19 protein-coding genes are annotated in these 21,992 nt (G+C 66.5%); 9 read left to right on the top strand and 10 right to left on the bottom strand.

Annotated features, from left to right (window positions below; all coding sequences use genetic code 11):
- Window positions 1–12: 12 nt before the first annotated feature.
- The 4 genes from LQV16_RS02690 to LQV16_RS02675 form a co-directional block, all read right to left on the bottom strand.
- Window positions 13–771, bottom strand: coding sequence for a maleylpyruvate isomerase family mycothiol-dependent enzyme (locus LQV16_RS02690; RefSeq protein WP_229992392.1), 759 nt, complete (start codon window positions 769–771; stop codon window positions 13–15).
- Entirely contained in the window at window positions 771–1,592 is an 822-nt protein-coding gene (locus tag LQV16_RS02685) for a fumarylacetoacetate hydrolase family protein (protein WP_229992391.1), read from the bottom strand. The genes LQV16_RS02690 and LQV16_RS02685 overlap by 1 nt, the downstream gene beginning before the upstream one ends.
- Window positions 1,589–2,722, bottom strand: a complete 1,134-nt coding sequence (locus tag LQV16_RS02680; protein ID WP_229992390.1) for a cupin domain-containing protein — start codon at window positions 2,720–2,722, stop codon at window positions 1,589–1,591. The genes LQV16_RS02685 and LQV16_RS02680 overlap by 4 nt, the downstream gene beginning before the upstream one ends.
- A 132-nt stretch (window positions 2,723–2,854) precedes the next feature.
- Entirely contained in the window at window positions 2,855–3,676 is an 822-nt protein-coding gene (locus LQV16_RS02675; RefSeq protein WP_229992389.1) for an IclR family transcriptional regulator, read from the bottom strand.
- Window positions 3,677–3,725: 49 nt separating this feature from the next.
- Between LQV16_RS02675 and LQV16_RS02670 the strand changes: the two genes are divergently transcribed.
- Both LQV16_RS02670 and LQV16_RS02665 read left to right on the top strand, forming a co-directional pair.
- Window positions 3,726–5,057: an aromatic acid/H+ symport family MFS transporter gene (locus LQV16_RS02670; RefSeq protein WP_229992388.1), complete on the top strand. Its 1,332-nt coding sequence runs from the start codon at window positions 3,726–3,728 to the stop codon at window positions 5,055–5,057.
- Complete coding sequence (locus LQV16_RS02665; RefSeq protein WP_229992387.1) at window positions 5,050–6,306, top strand: FAD-dependent oxidoreductase; 1,257 nt, start codon at window positions 5,050–5,052, stop codon at window positions 6,304–6,306. The genes LQV16_RS02670 and LQV16_RS02665 overlap by 8 nt, the downstream gene beginning before the upstream one ends.
- An 87-nt stretch (window positions 6,307–6,393) precedes the next feature.
- Here LQV16_RS02665 and LQV16_RS02660 read toward each other — a convergent pair whose 3' ends face one another.
- Window positions 6,394–7,095: an SCO1664 family protein gene (locus tag LQV16_RS02660; RefSeq protein WP_229992386.1), complete on the bottom strand. Its 702-nt coding sequence runs from the start codon at window positions 7,093–7,095 to the stop codon at window positions 6,394–6,396.
- Between the two features lie 28 nt (window positions 7,096–7,123).
- A complete protein-coding gene (locus tag LQV16_RS02655) occupies window positions 7,124–7,801 on the bottom strand; it encodes an MSMEG_4193 family putative phosphomutase (protein ID WP_229992385.1) in 678 nt (225 codons plus the stop codon).
- 92 nt (window positions 7,802–7,893) lie between these two features.
- On the opposite strand from LQV16_RS02655, the gene LQV16_RS02650 reads away from it, so the two are divergent.
- Together LQV16_RS02650 and LQV16_RS02645 are read left to right on the top strand one after the other, a co-directional pair.
- The gene (locus tag LQV16_RS02650; protein ID WP_229992384.1) at window positions 7,894–9,282 is read left to right on the top strand and encodes a sigma 54-interacting transcriptional regulator; all 1,389 of its coding nucleotides are present in this window, start codon (window positions 7,894–7,896) and stop codon (window positions 9,280–9,282) included.
- Window positions 9,283–9,296: 14 nt separating this feature from the next.
- Window positions 9,297–11,300 carry a VWA domain-containing protein gene (locus LQV16_RS02645; protein ID WP_229992383.1) on the top strand — a complete coding sequence of 668 codons (2,004 nt, stop codon included), beginning with the start codon at window positions 9,297–9,299 and terminating at the stop codon, window positions 11,298–11,300.
- Between the two features lie 70 nt (window positions 11,301–11,370).
- Here the strand turns inward: LQV16_RS02645 and LQV16_RS02640 are convergent, their stop codons facing one another.
- From LQV16_RS02640 to LQV16_RS02630, 3 genes are all read right to left on the bottom strand, one after another.
- Window positions 11,371–12,057 (bottom strand): DNA alkylation repair protein, encoded by a 687-nt coding sequence (locus LQV16_RS02640; RefSeq protein ID WP_229992418.1) that lies wholly within the window; start codon window positions 12,055–12,057, stop codon window positions 11,371–11,373.
- A 178-nt stretch (window positions 12,058–12,235) separates the two neighbouring features.
- Window positions 12,236–12,952 (bottom strand): hypothetical protein, encoded by a 717-nt coding sequence (locus LQV16_RS02635; RefSeq protein WP_229992382.1) that lies wholly within the window; start codon window positions 12,950–12,952, stop codon window positions 12,236–12,238.
- Between the two features lie 734 nt (window positions 12,953–13,686).
- Window positions 13,687–14,319 (bottom strand): dihydrofolate reductase family protein, encoded by a 633-nt coding sequence (locus tag LQV16_RS02630; RefSeq protein WP_229992381.1) that lies wholly within the window; start codon window positions 14,317–14,319, stop codon window positions 13,687–13,689.
- A gap of 593 nt (window positions 14,320–14,912) precedes the next feature.
- On the opposite strand from LQV16_RS02630, the gene LQV16_RS02625 reads away from it, so the two are divergent.
- Window positions 14,913–15,644, top strand: a complete 732-nt coding sequence (locus LQV16_RS02625; protein WP_229992380.1) for a hypothetical protein — start codon at window positions 14,913–14,915, stop codon at window positions 15,642–15,644.
- A gap of 249 nt (window positions 15,645–15,893) precedes the next feature.
- The gene (locus tag LQV16_RS02620) at window positions 15,894–16,811 is read left to right on the top strand and encodes a C2 family cysteine protease (RefSeq protein ID WP_229992379.1); all 918 of its coding nucleotides are present in this window, start codon (window positions 15,894–15,896) and stop codon (window positions 16,809–16,811) included.
- Between the two features lie 74 nt (window positions 16,812–16,885).
- On the opposite strand, the gene LQV16_RS02615 is transcribed toward LQV16_RS02620, so the two are convergent.
- A complete protein-coding gene (locus tag LQV16_RS02615; RefSeq protein ID WP_229992378.1) occupies window positions 16,886–18,034 on the bottom strand; it encodes a PucR family transcriptional regulator in 1,149 nt (382 codons plus the stop codon).
- A gap of 184 nt (window positions 18,035–18,218) precedes the next feature.
- Between LQV16_RS02615 and LQV16_RS02610 the strand changes: the two genes are divergently transcribed.
- Genes LQV16_RS02610 through LQV16_RS02600 form a run of 3 tightly spaced genes read left to right on the top strand, consistent with a single transcriptional unit; the run spans window position 18,219 to window position 21,957 of the window.
- The gene (locus LQV16_RS02610) at window positions 18,219–19,742 is read left to right on the top strand and encodes an amino acid permease (RefSeq protein WP_229992377.1); all 1,524 of its coding nucleotides are present in this window, start codon (window positions 18,219–18,221) and stop codon (window positions 19,740–19,742) included.
- Window positions 19,739–21,130: a M20 family metallo-hydrolase gene (locus LQV16_RS02605; RefSeq protein ID WP_229992376.1), complete on the top strand. Its 1,392-nt coding sequence runs from the start codon at window positions 19,739–19,741 to the stop codon at window positions 21,128–21,130. Before LQV16_RS02610 ends, LQV16_RS02605 begins: the two co-directional genes overlap by 4 nt.
- Window positions 21,127–21,957 carry a nitrilase-related carbon-nitrogen hydrolase gene (locus tag LQV16_RS02600; RefSeq protein ID WP_229992375.1) on the top strand — a complete coding sequence of 277 codons (831 nt, stop codon included), beginning with the start codon at window positions 21,127–21,129 and terminating at the stop codon, window positions 21,955–21,957. The genes LQV16_RS02605 and LQV16_RS02600 overlap by 4 nt, the downstream gene beginning before the upstream one ends.
- Window positions 21,958–21,992: the final 35 nt, after the last annotated feature.

The raw sequence follows: 21,992 nt of genomic DNA, 5'->3' as shown, positions 1-21,992 counted from the left end.
AGTCCGAGAGGCTCAGATCCACTTCGGCGCGGCCGGAACCTTGCCGTTGCCGGCTTCAGTGCCGGGCCCGGTGGCGGTGACGCCGCGGTTGCCGCGGCCGGCGGCCCATTCGACGACGGTCGCGAGCGGTCCGGAGACCACGGTAGGGGACGCCGACGTCGTGTCCCCGAATGTGAGGCCGCGGTCCGTTACCTTGACCACGAGGTCCGCATCGGTGCCGCGGGCCTTCCAGGCGCCGGTGATGTCGTTCAGGAGCCGCTCCAGCACGGGAACCGGGATGTCGGTGAAGCTGGCGCCGTTGGCCAGGTCCACGGCGTGCATCCAGACTTCCCGGCTGCGCATCCAGACGGTTTCGGTGGCAGGCACTTCCCGGCCCTGGATGGTGCGGACTAAGTGGCGCCAGGCGTCCCCGGGCAGGTCCCGCCATTCGACGTTCAGGTGCACGGCGGAGTGGTCGAACAGGTGCCGCAGCGCGATCGGGCTCAGGGTTGCCCCGAAGTCGATCTCGTGGTCGCGGACCGCGGTGGAGGCGTACATCGGGGTTTCCACGCCGGTGGCCGCCCACTCGATGAGCCGCGCGATGGCACGGGCGTTGTAGCCGATGTGCGCGGTGATGTGGCGTCGGGTCCAGCCCGGCAGCAGCGAATCGCCGTCGAGCTCGGCGTCGGAGAGCTCGTTGAGCTTGCGGGCGAAGAACGCCGTGCCCCGGCGTGCCTGCAGCAGGGCCGCAAGCAGCTCCGGGTCCGTCGTCTGGTCCTGGCGGGCAACCATCAGGCTTCCTTGACCACGCGGTTCTTCAGCTGGCCCAGGCCCTCGATGGTGGTGACGAGGATCTGGCCTTCCTGCAGGTAGCGCTTGGGGTCCTGGGCGTGGCCCACGCCTCCCGGGGTGCCGGTGGCGATGACGTCGCCCGGGTTCAGCGTGATGATGGTGGAGATGTAGGAGACCAGGAACTCGGGGGTGAAGACGACGTCGTTGGTCGGGGTCTGCTGCTGCACTTCGCCGTCGACCGCGGTGGTCATGAGGCCGCCGCTGAACTCGTCCTTGGTGACCAGCGCGGGGCCGAAGGGGGTGGACTTTTCCCAGGTCTTGCCCTGCAGCCACTGGATGGTGCGGAACTGGTAGTCGCGCATGGACACGTCGTTGAGCACGGCGTAGCCGGCGATGTGCTCCGCGGCGTCGGCTTCGCTGATCCGGCGGCCCTTCTTGCCGATGACGACGGCGAGTTCGGATTCCCAGTCGACGGTGCCGGATTCCTGCGGCAGGGCCAGATCATCGTTCGGGCCGATCAGGGATTCCTGGTACTTGGCGAACAGGGTGGGGAACTCGGGGACTTCCCGGCCCATTTCCTTGATGTGGTTGCGGTAGTTGTGGCCCACGCAGATGATCTTGCCGGGGGAGGGCACGACGGCGTCGAGGTTGGCGCCCTCGAGCGGGTGCGTGGCGCCTTTGGCTGCCTTCGCGGTGGCTTCCCAGTCCGCTGAGCGGAGCAGCTCTCCGACGTCGGCGAAGCCGTCGATCTCGGTCAGGGTATCGCCGTCCTGGCGCACGGCCTTGGTGCCGGTTTGGGTGCGGAGGGTGAGGAGTCTCATGCGTTCTTGCGTCCTTCGAGGTAGGTGCGGTTGAAGTTCAGTCGTTCGAAAATGGGGGCGTCACTGAAGCGGAAGAGATCGAACTCGGTCTCAGCCTGCAATGACCAGGCGGCCCAGGACGGGACGACGAAGAGGTCGCCCTTCGCCAGGGTCCTGGTTTCGCCGTTCAGGACCACGGAGCCGGTCCCTTCGAAGACCTGCCAGACGCTGGAGCCGACCTCGCGGAGGCTCTCGGTCGCGGCGCCGGCACGCAGGCGGTGGAATTCGGCCCGGATGGTCGGCATCACATCCCCGCCCGTGGTGGGGTTGGTGTAGCGGACGGCGGCGTGGCCCTGGGACACGGTGGCCGGGTGGCCCTCGTCCTCCAGCAGCAGCTGCTCGGCCAGTGCGCGGTCCGTGTATTCCCAGCGGTACGCCGCGATGGGGGAGCTCGTGGTGTCGTCCAGGCCGGAGAGCGGGCGCAGGCCCGGGTGGGCCCAGAGCCGCTCGGAGCGGGAGATGTCCGGGGTGGCCTCATCGGTGACGCGCTCGGTGCCGAACTCGAAGAAGCCGGCGTCGGCGTAGTGCACGAACGGGATATCCAGGCCGTCGATCCAGGCCATCGGCTCATCGGTGTCGTTGTGGTGGCCGTGGAAGTTCCAGCCCGGGGTCAGCAGGAAGTCGCCGCGCGACATCCGCACCGGGTCCCCGTTCACCACAGTCCAGACGCCCTCGCCCTCGACGACGAACCGGAACGCGTTCTGCGAGTGCCGGTGTTCCGGCGCGGTTTCACGGGCACCGAGGTACTGGATGGCTGCCCACAGCGTGGGCGTGGCGTACGGGGTGCCGGCCAGGCCCGGGTTGGCCAGGGCAATGGCCCGGCGCTCCCCGCCCCGGCCCACCGGGACCAGATCCCCGGCACGGGCCGCCAGCGGGTACAGGTCGCTCCACCGCCAGACATGGGGGACCGCCTTGGGGGTCGGGACCATCGGCATCAAATCCGCGATCTCGGTCCAGAGCGGGATCAGGTTCTCCCGGTCAAAATCCCGGTACAGCTCTTTGAGCTGGGCAGCCTCTTCGGGCGTCGGCTCCGGAGCAGTGTGCCCCGCGGCCACTGATTCGTGAGTCGTGTTCTCGGCGCTGATGGACACGTGGGCCTCCTCGGTAGGTCAGAACAGTTCTTTGACGTGCTTCGACTCTACGGATGCCGATGTGTGATCCCCAACATATTCTGCTGGTCAGAATTCCCTGAACCGGTGCTGTTAGTTTGAAATGCAGGGTGCTCAGTCCGGGTCGGCCGGGTTGGCCACGATATCAATCTCCAGCTGCCGGCAGGTTTCCCGCAGCGCTGGGACGAGTCCGGCGTCGAACACCCGCCGGAAGCGGGTCGCGGGAGTGGCGACGCTGAGCGCGCCGACCACGTGCCCGTGCCGGTTGTGCACGGCCATGCCGAGCGCGCTCACGCCCTCCTCCGTGCCTTCGAAATTCGCCGCGAAGCCGTTGCCGCGAATGGACTCAAGCTCGCGCAGGAACGTCGGATATTCATTGTCCGCAATCGTGTCGCCGCCGATTTCCGCGTTGTGGCTGCGGAACAGCTGCTCGATCATCGGCGGGTCCAGCTCGGCGAGCATGGCCTTTCCGCCGGAGGTTTTGTTGGCTGGCATGACCGTGCCCTGCCGGTCACCCACCCGCAACACATTGCCGCCCTCCACGGTGGCCAGGAACCGGACCTTCGTCCCCACCCGGACCATGAGATTCACGGTTTCGTTGAGCCGTGCAGAGAGAAGCTCCATGTGCGGCTGGGCTAGTGATCGGAGGAGCCGGGTCCAGCTCAGCCCGGCCGGCCCGACCCCCATTGCCGGGCCCGGGACATAGCGGCGGGTTTCATCCTGCACGGCGAATCCCCGGTAGACCAGCATCGCCAGAAGGCGGTGGGCGGTGGACGGCGCCACGCCCAGCTCCTCGGCGGCGTCCTTGAGCCGCAGTGCACCGTTGTCGCGGAGCAGCTGCAGGAGCTGCAGCGCGTTGTCGACCGCCTCGATGGAGTAGGTGGGCCGCTTCTGGACAGGTTTGCGGGCTGCTCTGGCCAACGGTTTGTTCTGCACATCAGAATTGTATTGTGGTTCACCTGCGGCGGCTAGGACAGTAAGTGGCATGAATCACACACCTTCCGCTGCACCGCCGCAACGGTCCTCGCCGGGGGCCCCTGCCCCCTCTACCGCTGATGGGCCCGCATCACGGTTCTCCAAAAGCTCGGCAGCCGCCGTCCTGGTCTGCTGGCTGCTGGTGGTCTTCGATGGCTACGACCTGATCGTCTACGGCACCGTCCAGTCCTCCCTGATCTCCGAGACCGGCTGGGGGCTGACCAAGGCCACCGCCGGAACCATTGGCTCCATGGCCTTCGTCGGCATGATGCTCGGGGCGATCTTCGCCGGCCGGATGGCCGACTCCTGGGGGCGCCGCCGCACCATCCTCGGCTGTGCCGTCGTCTTCTCGGTTTTCACCATCCTCTGCGCCTTCGCCCCCAGCGCGGCCGTCTTCGGCGGACTGCGGCTTCTGGCCGGCATTGGACTCGGGGGCCTGGTGCCCTCGGCCAACGCCCTCGTCGCCGAACTGGTCCCCACCAAGTGGCGGTCCACGATCGCCACCCTGATGATGTCCGGCGTCCCGATCGGCGGATCCATCGCCGCCCTGGTCGGCATCCAGCTGATCCCCGCCTTCGGTTGGGAGTCCATGTTCCTCGTGGCCGTGCTGGCCCTGCTGATCGTGGTGCCGCTCGGACTGAAATACCTGCCGGAGACGCTGGCCCCGGTCAATGCCGAGGACAGGGGAACGCGCAACCTCAAGGAGCCGATCGGCTTCAAGTCCCTGCTCCGCGCCCCGTACCTGGGGGTCAGCCTGCTGTTCGCCCTGGCGACAATCGCCACCCTCTTCGCCTGGTACGGGCTCGGTACCTGGCTGCCCAACCTCATGCAGCTGGCCGGCTACAACCTGGGCTCCGCCCTGACCTTCGCCCTGGCCCTGAACCTGGGCGCGGTGGCCGGCTCGGTGATCACCGCCTGGGCCGGGACCCGGTTCGGTCCGATCCCGACGGCGATCGCCGCGGCGGCCGTCGCCGCCGGCGCGCTCGTGGTCCTGGTTACGGGACCGCCGGTCACGGTCGTGTACCTCATGCTGGTCCTCGCCGGCGTCGGCACCCACGGCACGCAGTGCCTCATCATCGCCGCCGTCGCGAGCCACTATCCCGGGCACCTGCGCGGGACCGCGCTGGGCTGGGCGCTGGGGACGGGCCGGATCGGCGCCGTCGCCGCACCCCAGATAGGCGGCCTCCTGCTGGCCGCCGGCCTCGGCGTCAATTCCAATTTCCTCGCCTTCGCCGGTGCCGCCGCCATCGCCGCGGTCCTGCTGGCCGCCGTCGGCCTCAAACTCAAGTCAAAATCCTCAATCTCACCCGCACTCTCAACAACAGGAGCAAGCAATGTCTGAGCACGCCACGTCCACCGATGTCCTCGTCATCGGAGGGGGAATGGCCGGACTGGCCGGAGCCCTCGCGCTGCGGGAAAACGGTGCCAACGTCACCCTCGTGGAACGTGCCCCCGAATTCGGCGAGGTCGGCGCCGGCCTGCAGATGGCCCCCAACGCTTCCCGCGTCCTGAAGCGCTGGGGCCTGCTGGAAAAGGCACTGGAAATCGGCGTCCAGCCCAAGCACCTGGTCTTCCGCGACGCCGTCACCGGCGAGGAGCTCACCCGCCAGAGCCTCGGCGGGGAATTCGAGGAACGCTACGGCGCGCCGTACGTCGTGATCCACCGCAGCGACCTGCACCGGGTCCTGCTCGAAGGCTGTGAAGCGGCGGGCGTGACGCTCGTCAACGACGTCATGGTCGAAAGTGTTGAGACCGTGAACGGCCGGGGTGTAGCCCACACCGCCGCCGGTGTGGACTACTCTGCCGACGTCGTGATCGGCGCCGACGGGCTCAAGTCCACTCTCCGCCCGCTGGTCGCCAGCGACGAGCCGGTTCCCTCGGCGTACGTGGCCTACCGCGGCACCGTGCCGATCACCGAAAACACGCCCAAGGCTGACCTCGAGGACGTCATCGTCTACCTCGGACCGGACTGCCACCTGGTGCAGTACCCGCTGCGCAAGGGCGAACTGCTGAACACCGTGGCTGTGTTCAAGTCCGCTTCCTTTGAGCGCGGTGAAGAGCAGTACGGGGGATTGGACGAGCTTGAGGCTGCGTACAAGGATTGTGTTCCGGCCGTCCAGGATGCGCTGAAGAACCTGGGCACCAGCATGCGCTGGCCCATGTACGACCGCGACCCGATCGAGAACTGGGTCGCCGGCCGGATGGTGCTGATGGGCGACGCCGCGCACCCGATGCTGCAGTACCTCGCCCAGGGTGCCTGCCAGGCGCTTGAGGACGCGGCCGTGCTGCAGGACGTCAGCAACGGCACCGTCTTCACCGCAGCCGGCGTCAACCCGGGAGCCTGGGACGGGGCGATCAAGGAATTCAACAACGTCCGCGCCGGCCGCACCGCCCGGGTCCAGCGCACCGCCCGCGTCTGGGGCGAATCCTGGCACGTCTCCGGGCTGGCCCGTACGCTGCGCAACCTGCTGTTCAAGAGCCGGAAGGACGACGACTTCCAGTACAACGACTGGCTGTACGGCCAGGACGCCGACGGCGCGCCCGCAGCCCGCGCTGCCCGCTCCACTCTGGCGGACCGGATTCCTGCCTGACCTGGAACGGGTCCCCGGCCGGCTCATCGGCTGACCCATCACGTGCTGCGGACCGGCTCCACTTAGGAGCCGGTCCGCAGTGCGTTCCTATACCAGCGGCCACGGGTAACGCATGCCGGTGCGGTCAACCGGCAGCACCCCGTCGTGCAGCAAGCGCCGCACCCGGCGCTGCAGGGCCTTTACCTCTGCATCGTCGAGAAGCTCCGCCACGTCTCGCGGCACGGTCTCGGCGAGCGGGGCAATGCCTTCGAGAAGGGTCCCGGGGATGGGAACACCGGCGAAGTCCCAGATCACGGTCCGCAGTTTGAAACCTGCAGAGAAGCACAGTCCATGATCGATGCCCCACACCCTTCCGTCATGGCCGCGGAGCACGTGCCCGCTCTTGCGGTCGGTGTTGTTGGCGACGCAGTCGAACAGGGCGATCTGCAACAACCGGCGATGGGTCCCGGGCGCGTCAGCGTACAAAGTGAAGTAATGCTCACGGAAGTCGCACTCGATGAACCACTGAAGCGAACCCACACCTGCCGGGGCTTCCTCACGAATCACCGTTGGCGGCACGAGTCCCCACTCGAGGGACTCGCTAAGCAGATAGGCCGCGCGTTCGCGCCGGTAGAGCCCCGGCTCAAAATCGGACAGCGGCCGTTCCCCCGCCTCCGGCTTGTAGACCGCGCAGGCAGAGTCGTCCCCGCAGGAGACCCGGGCGAGGTACGTCTCGTTGCTGCTGCGCAGGATGCGTCCGAGCAGCTCGACGCGGCCTTCGGTGAGCAGCGTCAGCTCCCGTCCGGCCACCGTCTGCCCCCTTTTACTCTGTCCGCTCTCACGGCACCCTCAGCCCACTGAGGGGTTCCGAGGTCGAATTCACCATGAGCACCGCAGGTCCCTGACCGTCCACGTATGAGATGGCCGAAACCGACGCCGGGCTGATGACGATCCGCTGGAAAAGGTCCAGGGGCGTGCCCAGGGCGTGAGCGACGGCGGCCTTGATGGGGTCGGCGTGGGAGAAGCACACGACGACGCCCCCGGCGTGGGCTGTGCGCAGGACCTCAAGAGATTCGACGATCCGCGCCTGCATTTCCGTGAAGCTCTCGCCATTCGGGAAACGGAAGGTCGAGGGGCTGCGCTGTACGGTCTGCCACTGCGGCATACCCGCCAGTTCGGCCAACGCGGCGCCGGTCCACTCGCCGAAGTCGCATTCGATCAGGCCGGCGTCCTCATTCACCTCAAGTCCGGCGCGGGCTGCCGTGGGCTCCGCCGTCTCGCACGTGCGCTCCAGGGGGGAGGAGTAGATACCGTCGACCCGAAGTCCCGCGAGGCGCTCCGCGACCCGGTACGCCTGGTCCCTGCCACGGGCGGACAGGTGCAGCCCCTGTGCCCGCCCCGGCAGCACCCTGCCCGTAGTGGGCGTCTCCCCATGGCGCACCAGAAGCAGGAGCGTGCCCTGCCGCTCGGGTGGGGTAGCGGGTGCCGGCGAGGCCGGCGGCGGTGCTGCAGTCATCAGAATCCAGCGTAAGCCGCACTGCAGCCCGTGAGCAGGGAATCTGAACAAATCCCTCGATTACCCGCCCGTTCGAGGACTACCGTGGAGGGGTGAGTGATCGTCCCGATATCTTCACTGTTGGCGAATTGCGTGCAGCCGGCCACGTTCACAAGGACCTGCGCCGCGAAATCCGCGACAACCTGCTCGCCGCCCTTGCCGCGGGCCGCGATCCGTGGCCCGGGTTGTACGGTTTCGGCCGGACCGTCCTGCCCCAGCTCGAGCGTGCACTGATCGCCGGCCACGACGTCGTCCTGCTCGGCGAACGGGGACAGGGCAAGACACGGCTCCTGCGCACCCTGTCCGGGCTGCTGGACGAGTGGTCGCCGGTGATCGAGGATTCGGAACTGAACGAACACCCGTACGAACCCATTACGGAGCACTCCCGCGCCCGTGCCCTCACCGAAGGGGACCGGCTGCGGGTGGCGTGGCGTCACCGCTCGGAACGCTATGTGGAGAAGCTCGCGACGCCGGACACCTCCGTCGCCGACCTCATCGGCGACGTCGACCCAATGCGGGTGGCCGAGGGCCGCCGGCTCGGCGACCCGGAAACCATCCACTACGGTCTTGTCCCGCGCTCCAACCGCGGGATCATCGCCATCAACGAACTGCCCGACCTCGCCGAGCGCATCCAGGTCTCGATGCTCAACGTGATGGAAGAGCGTGATATCCAGATCCGTGGCTACGTGCTGCGGCTGCCGCTCGACGTGCTCGTCGTCGCGTCCGCCAACCCGGAGGACTACACCAACCGCGGCCGGATCATCACGCCCCTGAAGGACCGCTTCGGCGCCGAGATCCGTACCCACTACCCGATAGAGCTGGACGACGAGGTCGCCGTCATCCGGCAGGAAGGGCAGCTGGTGGCGGACGTCCCGCCCGTCATCCTCGAGATCCTGGCCCGTTACACCCGGGCGCTGCGCCAGTCCCCGGCCATCAACCAGACCTCCGGCGTTTCAGCACGGTTCGCCATCGCGGGCGCCGAGACCGTCGCTGCGGCGGCGCTGCGCCGGGCGAGCGTGCGCGGGGAGGGCGAGGCCGTCGCACGGATCGTCGACCTGGCAGCCGCAGCAGAAGTCCTCACCGGGAAAGTTGAGTTCGAGTCCGGTGAGGAAGGGCGTGAGGAAGCCGTCCTCGACCACCTCTTGCGCACGGCCACGGCCGAAGCTGCGCGGGCGCATTTTCAGGGCATCGACATGGGTCCCCTCGTGGCTGCGCTCGACGGCCACACCACAGTGACCACCGGGGAACAGGTCACGGCGCGGGAGTTCCTCCACAACCTTCCGGCGCTCAACGGCTCCCGCCTCTACGACGACATCAGTGAGCGCCTGGGCGCGAAAAACGACGGGCAGCGCGCCGCCGCCGTCGAACTCGCCTTGGAAGGTCTCTACCTCGCCCGGCGGATCGCCAAGGAGTCCGACGACGAGGCGACGATCTACGGCTGACTACAGGAGGCCTCATGACCGCACACAACAGGTCAAAATATGGCCGGTACACGGGTGGACCCGATCCGCTCGCCCCGCCGGTTGACCTGGCGGAGGCGCTTGACGCGATCGCCGAGGACGTCATGGCGGGCTACTCGCCCCGGCACGCCCTGCAGGAGTTCCTGCGCCGCGGTGGCCGGAACCGGGAAGGGCTCGACGATCTTGCCCGGCGCGTGCAACAGCGCCGCAGTGAACTGCTGGGCCGCCACCGGCTGGACGGCACCCTCACCGAAGTCCAGAAGCTGCTCGATACCGCGGTGCTGGAGGAGCGCAAGCAGCTCGCCCGTGACGCCATGATGGACAACACCGACCGCGCCTTCCGGGAGATGCAGCTGCAGAATCTGCCCCGGTCCACCGCAGCAGCTGTCAACGAACTCGCCTCCTATGACTGGCAGTCCAGCGCCGCGCGTGTTGCCTATGAGCGGATCAAGGATCTGCTGGGCCGCGAGATCCTGGACCAGCGTTTCGCCGGCATGAAACAAGCGCTGGAGGACGCCACTGACGAGGACCGCGCAGCGGTGAACGAGATGCTGCGAAACCTCAACGAGCTCCTCGGAAAACACCGGCGCGGCGAAGACACCGACGCGGACTTCCAGGAGTTCATGGCCCGGCACGGCCACTTCTTCCCGGAGAACCCGCAATCAGTCGAGGAGCTGGTGGACGCCCTCGCCCAGCGCGCGGCCGCCGCCCAGCGGCTCCTGCAATCCATGTCTCCGGCGCAGCGAGATGATCTGATGCGGCTGTCCGCCCAGGCGTTTGGCTCGCCTGAACTCATGGCCCAACTCGACCAACTCGACGCCAGCCTGCGCGCCCTCCGGCCAGGCGAGGACTGGGCCGGCTCCGAACGCTTCGAGGGCCAGGAGGGGCTCGGGCTGGGCGATGGCACCGGCGTGCTGCAAGATGTGGCCGAACTCGATGAGCTGGCCGAACAGCTCTCCCAGTCCTATAACGGCTCACGCCTCGACGACCTGGACTTGGACGCCCTCGCCCGCCAGCTCGGGCAGAATGCCGCCGTGACCGCACGTACGCTCACGGACATCGAGCGGGCGATGCAGGACGGCGGTTACCTGCGGCGCGGGGCCGACGGAGACCTCCGGTTGTCGCCGGCCGCCATGCGGCGGCTCGGCAGGTCACTGTTGCGGGATACCGCCAAGCAGCTCTCCGGGCGTCAGGGGCGCCGGGACACACGCGTCGCCGGGGCGGCCGGCGAGCAGACCGGCTCCAGCCGGCAGTGGGAGTTCGGCGATGCCGAGCCGTGGGACGTCACCCGCACCATGACCAATGCGATCCGCCGCACCATGGCCGACGGCGGCGATCCGGGCCGCGGCTTGCGCCTCGCCGTGGGCGACATCGAGGTGACGGAGACGGAGGCGCGCACGCAGGCCGCCGTCGTCCTGCTGGTCGATGTGTCGTTCTCGATGGCCGCCGAGGGACGGTGGGTGCCGATGAAGCGCACCGCGCTCGCTTTGCACCACCTGGTCTCCACCCGGTTCCGCGGGGACCGGCTGCAGCTGATCACGTTCGGCCGCTACGCGCAGTCCATGGACATCGGCGAGCTCACGGCCCTGCCGGCCCTGCGGGAGCAGGGAACCAACCTGCATCACGGTCTGCTGCTGGCCGGCCGCTTCTTCCGCCAGCACCCGTCGATGCAACCCGTCCTCCTCGTGGTGACCGACGGCGAACCCACCGCGCACCTGCTGGCCGACGGCGAGTCGTGGTTCTGCTGGCCGCCGGACCGGGAAACCATCCGCGTCACGGTCGCCGAACTTGACCGGCTGGGGCGTGCGGGCGCCCAGGCAACGTTCTTCCGGCTTGGCGACGACCCTGGGCTCGAGCAGTTCGTCCAGCAGATGGTCCGCCGGGTTGGCGGCCGGGTGGTCGCGCCCGAAGCCGGGGACCTGGGGGCTGCCGTTGTGGGGGAGTACCTCCGCGCTCACTTCCGCGGCCGCCCCTACGACGACGCCGACTGGGTTCCATAGGCGGCGAGGCCCCTCGCAGCCGGTTCGTATCGGGCGCCGCGTCCTGGGGAGTAGCAGTGCGCGAACCGTGCTACTTGTCGTGCTGTCGGCGAACCACCTCGGTGATCCAGATAGGCGCGAACGGAGACGTGCAGTTCGGGGGAGTCGGGTAGTCCTTGAGCACCTCTAGGCGCTCACCGATGTCGAGTGCACGGGCCCGGTGCTCGGCGTGCTCGATCCCGATCTGAGCCAGGCAGTGGTTCATCGCCCACTGCAGGCGATCCGGGGCGTTTTTCATCTCCGTCTCGATGACGTCGAGCAGTCCTGCGAGGTCGAGGTCCTCGGGATTCTTCGCCACCCGCTCCGTGGTCAGCGCCCAGCCGGCACTCGCGACCACTGGGTCCGGATCGGCGGACCAGGCCAAGCGCAGTTCTTCGGCGTGCGGGTTCTTCTTCACCACGTAGTTCACGAGCCAGTCGTGCACCTTGGGGGTGCGCGCCTCGCGCAACATGACGTCCAACTCGTCACGCTCGAACGCCTTCGGGCGGCAGATCAGGATCGCCAGCAGTCTCGCCGCGGCGTCACCCGTCTCCCAAAGCTGGCGGGCGAGTTCCTGCTGCGTCTTCAGCCGCTTCGCGAGCGCGCGCAGTTTGCTGAGGTTCACACCGTGATCGTCGCCGTGTTTCTCGTTCACCTCCCGCGCCCTCGGGTCCTCGAGCCCGGCCAGCTCGGCCATCACCTCGGCCATCGTCGTCTCGGCCATCGTCGTCTCTGCCATCGTCGTCTCTGCCATCGTCGTCTCTGCCACATCAGCCTCCTGTCCACACTTGTGGGATTCAGCCTACTGGGGAAGCGCGCTCAACCGGGGGAGCAGCAAGCGCACAGTCAAGAAGCAGCAGGGAACGGTAGAGGCCCGGCGACCATGGGGGTCGACGGGCCTCTGTAAATGGTGAGCGTTAACGCCGTCCGGGATCTCCCGGCGATGGCGGGTACGGCGGGTACGGCTGCTGCATTGGCTGCTCCTGGGGCGGGTACTGACCCTGCTGCGGATACTGACCCTGCTGGGGCTGGTAGGGCTGGCCCTGCTGCTGACCCGGCTGGGCTTGCGTCGGCTGGTAGGTCTGGCCCTGGGCGTACGGGGACGGAGCCGGCCCCTGGGGCTGATGTACCGGGACGTACGGCGGCTGCATGGGCATCCGAGCGTAGGCGGCCTGCGCATTCTCCGCCCGCGCCTTTGCCCGGGCCTCAACGGCCCGGGCGGAGAAGAACCTCTGGTGTCCGAGATATACGACCACGAAGAGGCCGACGGCGACGGAGAAGAACGCAACTGCCGTCACTCCGGACGTCAGGCCACGCATGAGGCCGTAGACGAGCGTCAGCAGGCCGCCGATAAGGAACCCGCCGGCGAACAGTGGCTTCCTCGATTCGGTCCAGATACTGGCCCCCAGGATCACGAGAGCCGAGACGAGCGCCGCAATGGTGACGTTGCGGTTGTAGTCGCGCATCGCGGACTGGTGGGCGTCGATGGCTGACTGCCTGGCCGCCGCGTCGAGACTAGCCAGCGATAGCAGTTCAGGGGCCGGATAGAAGGTGGCGATGCCGAGGCCAACGAAGAGCACAAGGATGATGCCCAGGCCGATCGAGTAAAGCACGCGCAGGGATTTTTCGGTCATACCCATATCATGCGCAGGCAGTCAGGTGGAGACGAGCAGGCGCGCCTCTTAGTGTCGGACATATTCGTCCGATGCACGAGCGGAAACTTGGCGAATTCTGCAGTGTCGGAGCAGTCCATCCAGAAGCAGGCGGCCATACGCGCCCAGATCTCTGTCAGCGGCTCCGATCTAAGCTCGCGTTGGTAACCAGGTCAGCGTCGCTGCTGCATGGTGATTGCCACCAACTAGTTTAGGTAGAAATTCAGCCCCTATCGACTGATTATACAACGCCGATAATCAACATTATGTCAAGTAGAACAGTGATTGTTGTATCCGATGCACGATCACTCCTCCTCCGCCCATTGCCACCCAGTATCACGTCGCTTGAAGCCGAAATGTGAGAGATGGCTCCACGACAACGATGTCTTTGCGATCGATCGTTCGAGGGTTACAAACGCGACCAAAAATTGAACGAACAAAATCTGAAGGAACATTTTACTCTCGCGCCAGCGGCTCCGAGCGCTGGTTAGTCCTTCCTGCCATCACAATCACGCCCCGCCATAGGAAGGCCCATCCGCTCCCCTCAAAGTTTCCTGGAGTCCCGCGATCGGTGATGCGGTTCTTGAGCGCCGGGCACGGCCAATGCAAGAACGTGCCAGTACTGAGAAGGACCAACGGCTAGCCATGCTCAAGGCCTGCCTCGCCAATGACGACACCCTGAGCTTCCGGGTCACCGCGATGTCGGGTTGGCGCAGCTAGAACACGTGTTCGGGGTCCACAGTGGACGTTGCGTACTCCGGACGCCCGAGAGGCCGATAGGTCTGGATGGTTATGCCGCGGGAAGTGGTCCGCGTGTTGACCAGTTCGAGCGCGATGTCGGGGCCGGAATCGGGGAACAGCCGTGTGCCCTGGCCGACGACGACGGGGTAGGTGAGCAGGTCGAGCTGGTCGACCAGGTCGTTGGCGAGCAGCCATCGGACGAGGGCACCGCTGCCGGGCACCAGCAGTTCGCCGTCTTGCTGCGCCTTCAGATCACGGACGGCCGCGGCGACGTCGCCGCTCAGGACACTCGTGCCCGCCCACTGAGGGTCGGTGAGGCTGGTCGATACCACGTACTTGGGCCGGCTGTTCAGTGCGGCGGCGATCGGGTTCGTGGTCGGATCGATCATCGTTCCCCAGTAGCCGGCGAAGATCTCGTACGTCCGGCGGCCGAAGAGGAACGCGGCCGCACCGCCGTAGACCTGGTTGAGATAGTCCCCGGTTTCGGAATCGAGAAGAGGTATGGCCCATCCCCCGCGGTTGAAGCCCCCGCTGCGGTCTTCGTCAGGTCCGCCCAACCCCTGCATCACGCCGTCCACCGAGACGTTGGTCGTCGTCGTCAATCTCATGTCGAGTGACACCCCTTCTGGATCTGCGCTACTTGCTAAACAAGCACACTTGCAGTTGCTTATCAACGGCCTAGCGTCGCGTGGTGCACAGCGGGGACTATGCGCTGCTCAGGGACCTTGGGCGTAGAAGTCGCAGAGCAGAACCTGCGATGCAGAACAGTGCCACGAGTACGGGACCGGCGAATCCCTTGATGTAGATACCAACATTTACGACGGCGGGGAACCACAGCACAGACCAAACCAGACCACTGAACAAGAGATGGAGCGCCTGCATTGACAAGTACACCGCCCGGCCCGCCCGCGGCCGCTGTCCATGGTCCCCAGCAATGCCCCGGCACCCCGCTGCCTCAACGCGGCATGAGGTCATCCACAAAAAAGCCGCCGACGCCGGCCCCCTTCCGTCCTCGCCGGCAGACCGCGCTCCCCCGCTGCAGCAGGCGCTTGAGGTGATCCGGCCCAACCGGCACCGTTGGCGGGCGATGTGCGCAGGGCCTAGGAGATCTCCTCCAGAGCGCATATGCTGTCCCGATTCACGGTTCTTTGCCGGGCGTCAACTACAAACTGTCCGGCACGACTTCACTTTGGGGGACAACATGTTCGGTAAGTCCAACCGCAAGAACGGCCTGCCCCGCGATGCGGCAGCGCCATCCCCGGCATTCGATCCCCTTCCGGGAGCGCAACTGGCGGGCCGGATCGTCCTGGAACGGCTGCTCGGAGCAATGCGCGATGAGCGTGGCGTCCATGTCGAGTCTTTGGCGACCGCCCTGGGTGCGCTGGCCGGCCGGGCGTGCCAGATCGCAGCACTGGAAGGGCTCAACTCGGGCGCGGCACAGTACCGGGGGTTGTCACTGCTGACAGTCGGTGGCGCCAACGGCGATGAATACTTCGTTGGCGATGCCATCAACCGTCCGCTCGCGGAGTCCACGCACTCCGTCTGGAGTCTGGTGGCTGGGGCAGCCCAGCAGCACGGCGCCCAGGTGCCGGACCTCAACGAGCTCTTCCACCACAGCGCGAGCACCCTTGGCGGAGCGGAGTTCGGCCTGCCGCGCTTCGCTCCGGGAACCAATGCCGGTGGCACGCCTCGGAGCTATCTGGCCATGTGGGAACCCCTGCAGGCACCCGTCCGGCAGGCTGCGCCCCGGCCGGAGCAGTGGCCGGTGGCCTATGGCCTTGCCGTCCAGAACCTGTTCGCGATGGCAAAGGGCCAATTTGACCTTGGTGTCCTGACCCGCGTCGTCATGGACAGCGCCATCGCGACCTCGAAACTCAAGCTGCCCCTGCCAACCCCGGCACACGCCGGCCTCCCGGTCCAGTCGGAGGGCTAGCTCCCGGGCGGAAGACGGCCATGCAATTCCGTGTAGCGCCAAGGAATGCCGCGACACAGCAGTGACTTCGATGGACTTGCCTGTGAATCGTTTGCCGGCCCTTTCATGACTCTGGTTGCCTGGGGCAAGCTGTTGGTCAGGTGGTGAATTAAGCAACTGAGAAGTGTCCGACGGCGGGGGTGCCGTTGGACCCCTGCCGCAGCGAGTCCGCCGTCGGGCAGGAGCCCGCAGAACGGGAGGGCACGCAGCATGCAACGTGCAGTATCCAGGCCGGCCAAATTTCGCGCACTTATCATTTCTTCACTGATTGCAGTGGTGGTAATTTTTGGAATTGCGTTTGTTTCTATTTCCCGGTCGACAGTTGCGCCGTTTTCCGGCCCTGCGCCGATTCCGGGACAATCCGGCCGACCAGTGAGTAATCCTGCCGCGACTGGGCGCGCAACGTTCCAAAAAGTCCCGAACCGGGTGTTGTTCGCGCTTGATAGTGCCGGCCAACCTGACATCTCCGAAGACCTGGACAATATCAAGCAGGGTGATGCCGGCGATTGCTATTTCCTGGCAGCCTTGATGACAGTGGCAGCGCGCTCGCCGGAGACCGTTTTGAACATGGTTCACGATAATGCTGACGGCACCTACACCATTTCATTCCACAGCAAGTATGACGGCGCGCCCAATCCGGTGACAGTGACGGTTAATGGTGACCTTCCGTATCGCCACGGCAAACCCTTTGAAAATGGCATCGAATATATCGACGGCAAGAACGTTTCATGGGCCGCCATTATCGAGAAAGGGTGGGCGGCCGCGAACGGCAACCGCTATGCCGGCATCGATGGCACCGATCTCAGCAACGCCGAGGATCACGATGTGCATAATGCCCTTTATGCGATCACCGGCATGGAGGGCGTCGACCGCAATCCCGGCGGCCCCATGACGGGAGTAAGCTTCGCGCAAATCGAGCAGGATTTCACGAACGGCCTCATAACGCTTGGGACCTCCAACGACGACGGCAAGTTGGTATCCGATCATTCCTACGCATTGCTGGGCGTGGATTCGTCCAACCAAACCGTCGTGGTCGGAGATCCGCAAGGCGGCCAAGATAGGCTGACATTTGAGACTTTCCAGTCCACGAACATCAACCAGTACATCGCGATACCGACCTATCCTTGAGATCCGAGCTCGTGAACGAAGGACGCGCCCTGGCGCACGCCTCCCCCATCGCTCATGCTGCGGTTCAAGGCTGCTTAGCCTCCGATGGCAAGCAGGGCCAGCGCGCTATCGCGTGGTTTTTGAAGGTCCAGGCCGGTGTAGCCCTCGAACGCCGCCAGCCGATTAACAACGGTGTTCCGGTGGCAGGCGAGCCGGTCGGCCGTTGCCACGAGGCTGCCGAGTTCCAGGAACGTCCGTGCTGCTTCCAAGAGGCGTTCCCGCTCCGCCTCGCTGCACCGACCAAGCGCCGAAAGTATGAGGCTTTCAGGGTTGCAGCCCACTTGCGAGAGCCGGTGGGCCGTGATGGACAACCAGCGGTCCCGCAACGTGAACACTCCCCTGCTGCCCATGGGCAGGTCCTTCATGATTTCCCTGGCAGCGCTGACGGCTGTGCGCACTCCTGCGATCCCGGCGGCGTGCGGTGCCACTGCAACGGCCACGCCGTCGAACAATGCGGCCTCCTGGAAACTCAACTTTTCGTCGGAAGATGCCGTCCGGGGCCGGATGACCAAGGTGTGGTGGCCCTGGTCATAGGTCAGCACGGGAACGTCCCGGGGTGGGCGCGCCCGGATCCGCCGCCGGACCAGCAGACCGTCGTTCCGGTCGATGGCCGCCACCAGGAACACTGCGTGCGGGCTAATCCGCAGGGCGCCGGCTATCCGTGACAGATCCGTTGGGGACGGCTCGGCCGGCGCCAACAGCTGCGTCAGGTACTGCTGTTGAAGATCGGCATCGGCGCCCTCAATTTCCTGCAGCTCCCTCAGGTACCGTTCCTGGACGCTGGCTGCGAACCGGTCCACCGTCGCCCAGACGACTTCTGCCTTCTCTACCAGCAGCGCCGGGTCTGCGCCGAGCGCAGGGGCGGCCAGGGCATCCCACAGCACCGAGAAATCCAGCCTGATAGCCCGCACCAGGCTGTCCAAAGGCACTCCCTGCCGGGCTCTGCGGGCACCAAGTTCGGAGGCAATGTCGGCTAGCGCGTCAATTTCCGAGGCCTTCCCGCCGAGGGCCGCGAGCATGGCAGCGAAGGAACGGAAGCTGCTGCGGCGCAGATCTTCAAGGGTGAGACCCGAGTCTGCGTAGGCCGGGTCGGGAAGGATCCGGGTCAGGAACTTTTCCACGAGTTCGGGCAGCTGCGTGCCGACGGCGGCAATCAGACCACGCCATCGTTCGTCCTCGGTCATATCAGTCCTCCCAGACTCGCCGCTCCTATCATCCCCGAAGCGGACCACCACAGGGATGTATGTTCGTACATTTTTTGCCCGCTCTTCTGTCTTCCGCCGTCATGGGCAATGGCCCCGCGCCTTGGGACGATCGAAGTCAGCCGCATCGTGGCGGCAAGCAGACTTTCACCGGCCAGGAGATTCCATGACCATCATTGACCCAGTCGAGGAGCGGACAACGGCCGTCCGCCCCGACGAACAGTCCGGCTACAAGAAGGGCCTTTCCAACCGCCAGGTCCAGATGATCGGCATCGGAGGCGCAATCGGTACCGGCTTGTTCCTGGGTGCCGGCGGACGCCTGGCCTCAGCCGGGCCCGTACTCCCTGTTGTGTACGCGATCTGCGGAGTGTTCGCGTTCTTCATTCTTCGCGCCCTCGGCGAACTGGTCTTGCACCGCCCGTCGTCGGGCTCGTTCGTCTCCTACGCTCGGGAGTTCTACGGCGAAAAGGCCGCCTACATTTCCGGGTGGGTCTACTCGCTGTCCTGGGCGCTCACGGCGATCGTGGACATCACCGCCGTCGCGGTCTACCTGAACTACTGGACGGCGTTCAGCAGCGTGCCGCAATGGATCCTCGCGCTGGCAGCCCTGATCGTGGTCACCGGCGTCAACCTCATCTCCGTGAAGCTGTTCGGCGAGCTGGAATTCTGGTTCGCCGTCATCAAGGTGGGCGCCCTCGTGGCGTTCCTCCTGGTGGGCGGCATCTTCCTCGCAGGCAACTTCCCGGTCGCGGGGCACCAGCCCGGGCTCTCCCTGATCACTGACCACGGTGGCCTGCTGCCCAACGGGCTCCTGCCTGCCATCGTCATTGTGCAGGGCATCGTGTTCGCCTACGCAGGCATCGACATGATCGGCGTCGCCGCGGGCGAAACCAAGGACCCCCGGAAGATCATGCCGAAGGCGGTCAATGCCGTCATCTTCCGGATCGCCATCTTCTATGTCGGTTCCACGGCGCTGCTGGCGATGCTGCTTCCGTACAGCTCCTATAAGGCCGGTGAGTCACCCTTCGTGACCTTTTTCGCCAGCATCGGGGTGCCGGGCGCCGGTGACGTGATGAACTTCGTGGTCCTGACCGCCGCCCTGTCCAGCCTCAATGCCGGGCTCTACTCCACCGGGCGGATCTACCGCTCCATGGCCCAGACCGGGACAGCGCCGAAGTTCATGGAACGCATGAGCCGCGGCGGTGTGCCCTACGGCGGAATCCTCTTCACCGCCGCGTTCACACTGCTCGGCGTGGGCCTGAACGCCGTTGTTCCCAAGATGGCCTTCGAAATCACCATCAACGCCACCGCCCTCGCCATCCTCTGTACCTGGGCCACCATCATTTTGTGCCAGCTCAAACTGTACAAACTGTCCAAGGCGGGGCTCATGCCCCGGCCCGCCTTCCGGCTCTTCGGTGCGCCCTGGACCTCCTACCTCACGCTGGCCTTCCTGGCCGCGGTGCTGGTCCTGATGCTGTTTGATTTCCCGATCGGAACCTACACGGTCGCTTCCCTGGCGATCATCATCCCGGCCCTGGTTGCCGGCTGGTATTCGGTGCGGAAACGCGTCAACGAGCTCGCCACGACCCATCCGCTCACCGGCGCCATCCCGGTACAAGTACCAGCAACCCAGCATTCATCCACCCAGCATTCATCCACGCGGTTCAACAACGAGGAGCACACACCATGACTGCCGCAGCTACACGCCCCACCCATACGCTGGCCGGACCCTCCGCCGGCACCCGCCAGGAAACATCTGACGAGGCCGCGGCGTTCCTCCGCGACTTCCGCAGCCTCTCGGCCATCGGGGAAACACCCGGCCACGGCGTGGACCGCCAGGCCGCCACTGCGGCGGACGCGCAGGCACGTGCCTGGTTCACCTCGCTCGCCTCGCAGTACGGATTCCGCACCGAGACGGACAGGATCGGCAATCTCTTCGCACTCATCGAATGGAACCCCGGCGCGCCTTTCGTGCTGGTGGGATCGCACCTGGACAGCCAGCCGACGGCCGGAAAGTACGACGGCGCCTACGGCGTCGCCGCAGCCCTACACGCCGGCCGCCGGCTGGCGGACCGGTCAGCCTCCGCACCCTCCGACGGCGGCAGCGCGGCCGGTGCGCCCAAATACAACCTCGCCGTCGTTGACTGGTTCAACGAGGAAGGCTGCCGCTTCGCCCCGTCCATGATGGGCAGCTCCGTCTACACCGGAAAGCTCCCGGCCGACGTCGCGCTCGCCGTCACTGACACCGCCGGCACCAGCGTGAGCGAGGCCCTCTCCGAAATCGGGCACCTCGGCAGCGGCGAGGGCCCCACGGCCGCCGCCTACGCAGAGATCCACATCGAACAGGGCCGCTCGATGGAGGATTCCGGCACCACCATCGGTCTGGTCCACGCCTGCTGGGCCGCCGCGAAATACAGCGTGACCGTCCACGGCGAACAGGCGCACACGGGTTCAACGGTCATTGCCGACCGCAGGGACGCGCTGTTGGGTGCATCCCGACTGGTGGTGCTCCTGCGCGAAATCGCGGACCACTTCAGCGGCGCCGTGCTGCACACCTCCGTGGGCCAGCTGACCGTCTACCCGAACTCGCCCGTGGTGGTACCGTCCCGGGTGGAACTGGTCATGGACCTGCGGACAGCCGACGAGGAGATCCTGGCCTCAGCCAAGGCCCTGCTCCGCGCCGGCATCGCCAGTATCGAGGCGGAGACGAACGTCAGCATTGAAGTCGCGGAGTCCCATGCCTGGGGCATCAACCCCTACCAGCCCGCCGGTGTGGCCCTGGCCGCCGAGTGCGCAGCCGAACTGGGCCTCAGCCACCGCCAGGTGTTCACGCTGGCCGGACACGACTCCATCAACATGAAGGACGTCGTCCCGACGGTCATGCTGTTCGTTCCCAGCGTGGACGGCATCTCCCACAACGAACGTGAGTACACGAACGACGGCGACGCCTGCGCCGGCGTGGACATGCTCACCCGCGTGGTGGAACGGCTGTGCAACGGGGACCTCGACGGCGCCGCGGCCCCCGGGTCCGGCACCGCGGCTCCCGGGTCCGGCGCCCGGCCTGAGGGCGTCCAGTGACCGGCCGAATCAGGGTGGCCGTCGTGCAGGGCACCGGGCTGGTCAACTCCCCGCAACAGAACCTGGACCGGCTTGCCTCCCGCGCGCAGGAAGCCCGGGCGCAGGGCGCGGATCTGCTGGTGACGCCCGAACTGTACGTCAGCGGCTATGCGCCCAGCCTGGTCCACACCACCGACGGCGCAGCCCAGCGGAGGCAGCTCGCGGACATTGCTGTATCCGCGGGCCTGGCGATCGTGGGCTCCACTGTCGAACACGACCGGGACCGGCACTACATTTCGGCGTCCTTCTTCGACCGCGATGGCGGCGAACTGACCCGCTACCGCAAGCAGCACCTCTTCGGGGCCGCGGAGAAGGGCGCCTTCGACGCCGGGGAGGAGGCACCCGCCGTCGTCCCCTTCAACGGAGTCAACGTTGCCCTCGGGATCTGCTTCGACATCGAGTTTCCCGAATTTGTCCGCGCCGCGGCCCTCGCGGGCGCGGAACTGCTCTGCGTTCCGACGGCGGTCCCGCTGCGCGCGGGCGGCCAGACCGACGCGCACCCCTTCGACACCCGGCTGGTCCCGGCGATGGTGGTGCCCACCCGCGCGTTGGAAAGCCAACTGTTCATCGCGTACGCCAACCACGCCGGCCCGGACTTCGCCGGCCTGAGTACGGTCGCTGATCCGTACGGCCGCCGCCTCGCGGCGGCCGGCGACGACGCGGCACTCATCGTCGCGGACATTGCGGTTGCCACCGTGCGCCAGGCCCGGCGGGACACCGGCTACCTTTCCACCTTCGTTCACAGTTCCCCGTTCAAGCACAGCGCAGCCAGCGCCCACCCCCAGTAAAGGACCTCCGTGACCATCGCAGCCACCAGCACGCC

The sequence above is a fragment of the Arthrobacter sp. Bi26 genome, assembly GCF_918697925.1.
Lineage (GTDB): Bacteria > Actinomycetota > Actinomycetes > Actinomycetales > Micrococcaceae > Arthrobacter.
Note: the sequence above shows the minus strand (reverse complement) of the source record. Positions and strands in the feature narration are given on the sequence as shown.